Origin of the sequence: Pseudomonas sp. MF6751 (assembly GCF_016613265.1) — a bacterium.
In the GTDB taxonomy this organism is placed as follows: Bacteria; Pseudomonadota; Gammaproteobacteria; order Pseudomonadales; family Pseudomonadaceae; genus Aquipseudomonas; species Aquipseudomonas fluorescens_BV.
Genome location: NZ_JAENSV010000087.1, coordinates 1 through 5697 on the forward strand (window position 1 = coordinate 1; position 5697 = coordinate 5697).

8 protein-coding genes are annotated in these 5697 nt (G+C 47.2%); 7 read left to right on the plus strand and 1 reads right to left on the minus strand.

Annotated elements, in window-relative coordinates; all coding sequences use genetic code 11:
* The first annotated feature begins 199 nt into the window (after positions 1-199).
* The 6 genes from JJD66_RS27725 to JJD66_RS27750 all read left to right on the plus strand — a co-directional run bounded on the left by JJD66_RS27725 (position 200) and on the right by JJD66_RS27750 (position 4082).
* A complete protein-coding gene (locus JJD66_RS27725; protein ID WP_200649513.1) occupies positions 200-751 on the plus strand; it encodes a hypothetical protein in 552 nt (183 codons plus the stop codon).
* The gene (locus JJD66_RS27730; RefSeq protein ID WP_200649514.1) at positions 752-1063 is read left to right on the plus strand and encodes a hypothetical protein; all 312 of its coding nucleotides are present in this window, start codon (positions 752-754) and stop codon (positions 1061-1063) included. It begins immediately after the preceding gene.
* Positions 1064-1526: 463 nt separating this feature from the next.
* Positions 1527-1715, plus strand: a complete 189-nt coding sequence (locus tag JJD66_RS27735; RefSeq protein WP_200649515.1) for a hypothetical protein — start codon at positions 1527-1529, stop codon at positions 1713-1715.
* Positions 1716-2147: 432 nt separating this feature from the next.
* Positions 2148-2849: a hypothetical protein gene (locus tag JJD66_RS27740; RefSeq protein ID WP_202690907.1), complete on the plus strand. Its 702-nt coding sequence runs from the start codon at positions 2148-2150 to the stop codon at positions 2847-2849.
* A 547-nt stretch (positions 2850-3396) separates the two neighbouring features.
* A complete protein-coding gene (locus tag JJD66_RS27745) occupies positions 3397-3789 on the plus strand; it encodes an SMI1/KNR4 family protein (RefSeq protein WP_106117644.1) in 393 nt (130 codons plus the stop codon).
* On the plus strand, positions 3786-4082 hold the full coding sequence (locus JJD66_RS27750; protein WP_127880564.1) for a hypothetical protein: 297 nt from the start codon (positions 3786-3788) through the stop codon (positions 4080-4082). The genes JJD66_RS27745 and JJD66_RS27750 overlap by 4 nt, the downstream gene beginning before the upstream one ends.
* A gap of 38 nt (positions 4083-4120) precedes the next feature.
* Here the strand turns inward: JJD66_RS27750 and JJD66_RS27755 are convergent, their stop codons facing one another.
* Entirely contained in the window at positions 4121-4378 is a 258-nt protein-coding gene (locus JJD66_RS27755; protein ID WP_005783616.1) for a hypothetical protein, read from the minus strand.
* 254 nt (positions 4379-4632) lie between these two features.
* Here JJD66_RS27755 and JJD66_RS27760 point away from each other — a divergent pair, with 254 nt between their 5' ends.
* The gene (locus JJD66_RS27760) at positions 4633-5325 is read left to right on the plus strand and encodes a hypothetical protein (RefSeq protein ID WP_054920389.1); all 693 of its coding nucleotides are present in this window, start codon (positions 4633-4635) and stop codon (positions 5323-5325) included.
* Positions 5326-5697 lie beyond the last annotated feature (372 nt).

Sequence of the window (5697 nt, forward strand, 5' to 3'; positions counted from 1 at the left end):
ACGCTTCGATTTCAAGTGCCCGATCGAAGTCATGGGCGAGGTGATGCAGGAAGCCATGGCTATGCGGCATCATGCTCCAGCTTCAAATCAATAACCGTGTTGCACTCAGCTTCTGCAACCGCCCCCCATACCAGCACAGAGCCTCGAGCGGGCCGGCGACGAGCTGATTTTTGCAACCCCGGATAAGCTTGGCGGAATTGTGTTTGATGCAGCCACGGGGGCAATTACCGCGGGCGTGGGCGGCAAGGCAGTTGAGTGGATTGGTGGGCGTTGGACTCTACGTAACAGCGCAAATACACTGCCCAGCAAGCCTATTGAATTTTCGGGTGGTACACCGACACTAGAAGGGACTTCTTTCAGTCCAGATATCGTTAACCTCAGAAGTGCGGAGTTTTACGCTCTGTATGGAGATAATCCATTAAGAGGTACAAAAACAAATCTACAAGCGCGTCAATGGTATTTGAATGAGGATTCGAAAATTCTAGATCGTGTCGATAAGAGTGCACCCTTAGAAACTCAAGCTAAACAAGCTTTTGATATGAGGAATGAAAATAGAGCTCAAGCTAGAGAGTTTATGTCGGATAGGGTAAGTGCAGATCGCTTGATTGGAGAAGAACCTAATATGACATGGTCCGAAATGATCGACTACAGAAAATCCCAGGGCTTGTCAGGTGATGATATTTATAAAGCTATTTTAGACAGTTCTCAAAGAACTAGAGCAGAAGTTAATAAGCGTCTTGGAGTTGACTGAATGGATGAGTCGTTGCCAATTATAACTAAAAGAGTTAACTCTGATGGGATGGTCGAGTGTCATTTAGGCTTTTCTTCTGATTGGGATGGTTTTGACTCGATTGTAAAATATTTAAAAAAATATTGGCAGGCGAGCCCAGTTCAAACCGCTGATAATATTTATTCTCGACGTTGGGTGTTGATATGTAATGGGGTTATGTTAACTGTTTATCACGACAGTCAAATAGGGAATTATTTGATTGTGGAAAATGGTGAAGATAAGGATAACTTACTCGGTCAGATCGAGGCGGATCTGATTGAGCGGTTCCGTTGATTGCTAGTCAGTAATGTTTCTACTTTTCTCTCCAAATAAGAAAAGCGGGCAGATTTTATTTGAGAGAAAAGGGAGAAAAGGGGACAGGAAAGGGGACGGATTTATTTAAATTAAAGTTTAAAGGCGCATTAAATAAATTTGTCCCCTTTTTCACTGTCCCCTTTTTCACTAAGACTATGGAGTTCATCAAATTGCAATTGATATTGGGCGCTTACAGAAAGATATAGATGCAGGTAAGCTGTCTGGAACAGAAATCTTAGAAAGCGCAAAGGTGCAGGCAGAGCTTCAAGCAAAATTGAATCGCGCCCAGCAAAATTTTGACACTAACCCTACTAGAAAAAATACTGATAAATTAGAATCCGCGGCGAGAGACATACGCAACGCGACTAGAGATGGTGAATGTTTGATCAAAGGTTGTGTTCCATCGGGCTATTTTAATCATATAAAGTAATGGGCCATAATCATGGACAAAGAAACTCAAGATATTCTATACGGAATTCCTGAAGGAGCTGACGTTGCAGATGCCTCTGAGTTGGACGTTGAGGATATTCCGCTATATCACATTCAGGCGCTGATCAAATTTTTAGAAAATGACACTGATAACACTAGTGACGAAAAGGGGACAGATTTATTTAAATTTGTGCTGGGATAAGCGTATTAAATAAATCTGTCCCCTTTTGTTCGTGCCGCCTGCTCTGCTTGTAAATTATGGAGCACTGTACGATAAGTACCGCCCAGCAATTGAGTCGGAGAAAAAGCGTGAAAATTAATAAATGGCTTTTAGTAGTATTATTGTCGGCCTTGGCTGGCTGCGCACCTTCCCATTCCAATTGGGAAAATGGAATGAATCTATGGGTAGGTACTCATTTCGATTCCCATCTTTACAAAGACTGCACTCGAGGATGTGGCGACTCATATTGGTCGCCTGTAAATAAAAATAAGACCTTTGATAAGGTTGTTGATGAAAACGGAGGCAGGCGGTATTACATAACTTGGATTAGAGATTGCCGATATTCGGTTTTTGTCGCTGCGGATCGGCTAATAAAGTCATGGAGATACGAAACTTCTAACGTAAAAGGATGTTATGTCGTTTAACTGCTGTTTTAAGGGTAAAGAAAAGAGAGAAAAGGGGGCGGATTTATTTAAATTAGAGTTTAAAGGTGCATTAAATAAATCAGTCCCCTTTTGTTCAGGTTTTGGTGCGGCATTTACCAATGGCTGGGGGCGTGAGTTGACTTCCGACGGTAACTACAAAACGGTGAGCTACGCTGAGCGAGTCAAGGCCTATACAGCGAATACTACGTTGAAAGGTGTGCTGAGCGGTTCAGATAAAAAGTCGTGGCTGACGATTGCGGGTACCGGAGCGATGACGGAGGTCTATGAGTTCTCTGCTGGTCGCGGGCCTGATGTCCGGCCAGGAGTCGATAGGGACACAGGGCCAGCATATGAGGCTGGAGCCGACGGTTTCGTTCCGAGGCAGTACACAGACGATGTGATGCGAGAAGGGAAGAATATTGGTTTAAATAAAGCCATTGAGTGTGAAAGCTTCTATGCGGTATGCCATGGGACCCCCATCAGCAATATGCTCAATCAAATACCTGGGTTTAATGCGTTTGCCACGCTGCATGATGGATGGATGATTGACCTTGAAGCTTATAAAGCCGCGCCAATGTCATTGTTTGAAAATTTGGGCAGTATGCCTCCAGCTCTAATGACTAATTACGGTGCTTTATATGACAAGTATCGGCCAAAAATAGAATCGGAGAGAAAGCGTGAGCAAAATTAGCGTAATAATGGTAGTTGTATTTCTGATTGCGGGTTGCGCGCCGTCACGGTCTGCGTGGGTATCCAGTAAAGATGGATGGGTAGGTACCACGTTTGAATCTCACGTATACAGCATTTGCTCGCGCACGCCCCATACATGTACTGAGCCATTTTGGTCCCCCGCTAACAAAGAAAAAACGTTCGATAGGGTAGTAAAAGAAAGCAGCGGGACGCGCTACTACATAACCTGGATTAGGAATTGCCGCTATTCGGTGCTTGTGTCTCCGGAAAGTAGGATAGTGTCATGGAAGTATGAAACTAATAATTTAGAAAGTTGCTATTTGTTTTAGGGTGATATATATAAAGAAATATGGCGAATTTATTTAGGCTGGAGTTGGAAGGCGTATTAAATAAATCTGTCCCCTTTTGTTATATTTGAATTAAGGTTGAAAAATCTATTAAACAAATCTGTTCCCTTTTTCTGATTTCCGGATCGGCATTAGGGTGGAATACATCGTGCTGGAGGTGTGGCCAGAGAAATTTTTTCAGATAAAAAGTAGGGGGTGAAGGTGGATATTAAAACTTTTTTGAAGAGTAAGAAAGAAGAGCATTTGCTTGATGGCTTGGCTGCTGTAGATGATGTCAGTCTTAATGCAATAAAGGTAGGGCAGAAAAATGCTCCTGATGATTACTTGGAGTTTTTGCAGGAGTTCGGAAGTGGGGAAATTGAAACAGCCGGATTTATGCTTTATAACGGCCTCCTAGAGGCAAGTGATATTTTTGATGATGAGACTGCGGCGCAATTCGAAAGTGTTATGATTTTTGGTGATGATATGCAGGGGCGATGCGTCGGTTTTGATAAAAATGATAAATGGGCTGTAGTGAAAATAGACTCTGCAGATATGAGTGTTAAGAAGTTATGTGAAACATTTTCTTTGTTTGTTTATAGTTTGTTGAGGTGACTCTGGGAGAAAAGGGAAGGAAATGGGAAGGGAAAGTGATTAAGCCTAGATCAAGGTGGCAGGCGTTTTTGTTATTGTTGATTTATCTGTTTTTATTGTTTTTGTTGGTGGGGGTTATCGCAAAGCTCATGGGGGTGCTGGTTAATTATTCAAAGATTGGTGTATGGGACTTTAGTTGGGCTGAAATCGTAGATATGTTACCCGGTGTTTTTGCCTATGCAATACCTACTGGGGTAGGCGTTTGGATACAGTCCTGGTTGAAAAATCGTAAAGAGAGTGGCCAAGGGAATTGAGCGCAAAGCGGGCGACACAAAGGCCGCCCGATTTTCACTCAGGACGGATCGGCATTAAGCCTGCGACTGATGACATCCAGCAAATCACACCCATCGCGCAGCGGAATGGCCAGCAAATGGGCGAAGTCTGAAAGTACTACGGCATCGCTGCTGAGTTGTTCGCGGAAGGCCAGGTTTTCCAGCAGTTGGGTGACGGCCCGAATGCGGTGCACGGCGGCGTCGTGAAGGACGTCGAGAGGTGCCTGGGTGTCGATGATCAGGGCTGGGACGGTGCAGTCGTGGCCGGTTAGGGGAATGTATCGATTCATCATTAAGCTCTCTGGATTATTGAGGGCTCGTTCTTCGGGTCGCCAAACCCGGTCGCTTTTTGAGCGACGGCCGGACTATAAGCCGCACCACCAAGCCCGCGCAAGGCATCAAAATGCCGCTGCTTCGGAGCGTGTACGCAGCTACTAACGTCTTGCCACCCATTGCCGACATACTGCTCACGAACAAACGCACTACGACTATGCAAATCTGAAAGCCTCACCCCAAACATTAAAGGACCAATGTGAAAAACCTCCTCCTCATTCTCCTCACCACCCTCATCCTCGGCGGCTGCGTCAGCCACCCCCTCACTCCCGAAAACCGCGCGCAGATCAAGACCGTCAAAGTCCTGCCCGTGAAGTGGGAAAAGAACATGGTGTACTTCGGCCGCGAACAGGCCTGGGGCGCGGCCCTGGGTGCCGGGGTTGGCGCGGGTGTTGGCATGGCCAGCGGGGCGTCCAAGGTGGGTACTGCGGCGTTGAGTGGTGCCGGGTTTGCCGGCGGCATGAAGCTTGGGCAGTTGGCCGAGATGCCGACGCCGGTGGCTATTCTGACGGTGATGGAGGCGGAAAAACTCGATGTTGGCGTGTTGCTCAAGCAGGGCTTTGTCGATGAGTTGGGTAAGACGTCGACGCTCAAGGTGGTCGGCGACGATGAGCCGGCTGATGCGCAGATTCAGCTGACCGTGTCCGAGTGGGGCTTTCGCCTGACCCAGGGTTTCAGCAGTGTGATTTATCCGACCCTTAACGTGTTAGCGCAGATGGATCGCGGCGATGAGATGATCTGGCGCACCTTTGAAGCGGTCACGCCGTTTAATGGTCAGAACGTTTATGGCTATACGCCGTTAACCTACCGCACGGACCCGGAAGCTTTGCGCCGGGCGTTGACCGGGATTACGCAGATTTCTGCGCAGTACCTGGTGAAGGAGCTCAAGTAGGGCTGTGCGAAGGCAGGCTGCTGTTGGTGGGCGGGCTTGGACTAATACCAGTCAGGGTTAAACGCAGTTCCCCTGTGGGAGCGGGCTTGCCCGCGAAGGCGGTGTGTCAGTCGCTGCATCTGTTGCTGCACTACCGCTTTCGCAGGCAAGCCAGCTCCCACATTGGATCTTCGTTGCTTTGGGCATTGCGTTCGTTTAATTGATCGGCATTGGGCTTGCCCGCGAAGGCGGTGTGTCAGTCGCTTCATCTGTTGCTGCACTACCGCTTTCGCAGGCAAGCCAGCTCCCACATTGGATCTTCGTTGCTTTGGGCATTGCGTTCGTTTAATTGATCGGCATTGGGCTTGCCCGCGAAGGCGGTGTGTCAGTCGC

Excerpts from the sequence above, each read along its gene's own strand:
- JJD66_RS27730 (WP_200649514.1), top strand. The coding sequence starts at position 752 with ATGGATGAGTCGTTGCCAATTATAACTAAAAGAGTTAACTCTGATGGG.
- JJD66_RS27735 (WP_200649515.1), top strand. The coding sequence starts at position 1,527 with ATGGACAAAGAAACTCAAGATATTCTATACGGAATTCCTGAAGGAGCT.
- JJD66_RS27740 (WP_202690907.1), top strand. The coding sequence starts at position 2,148 with ATGTCGTTTAACTGCTGTTTTAAGGGTAAAGAAAAGAGAGAAAAGGGG.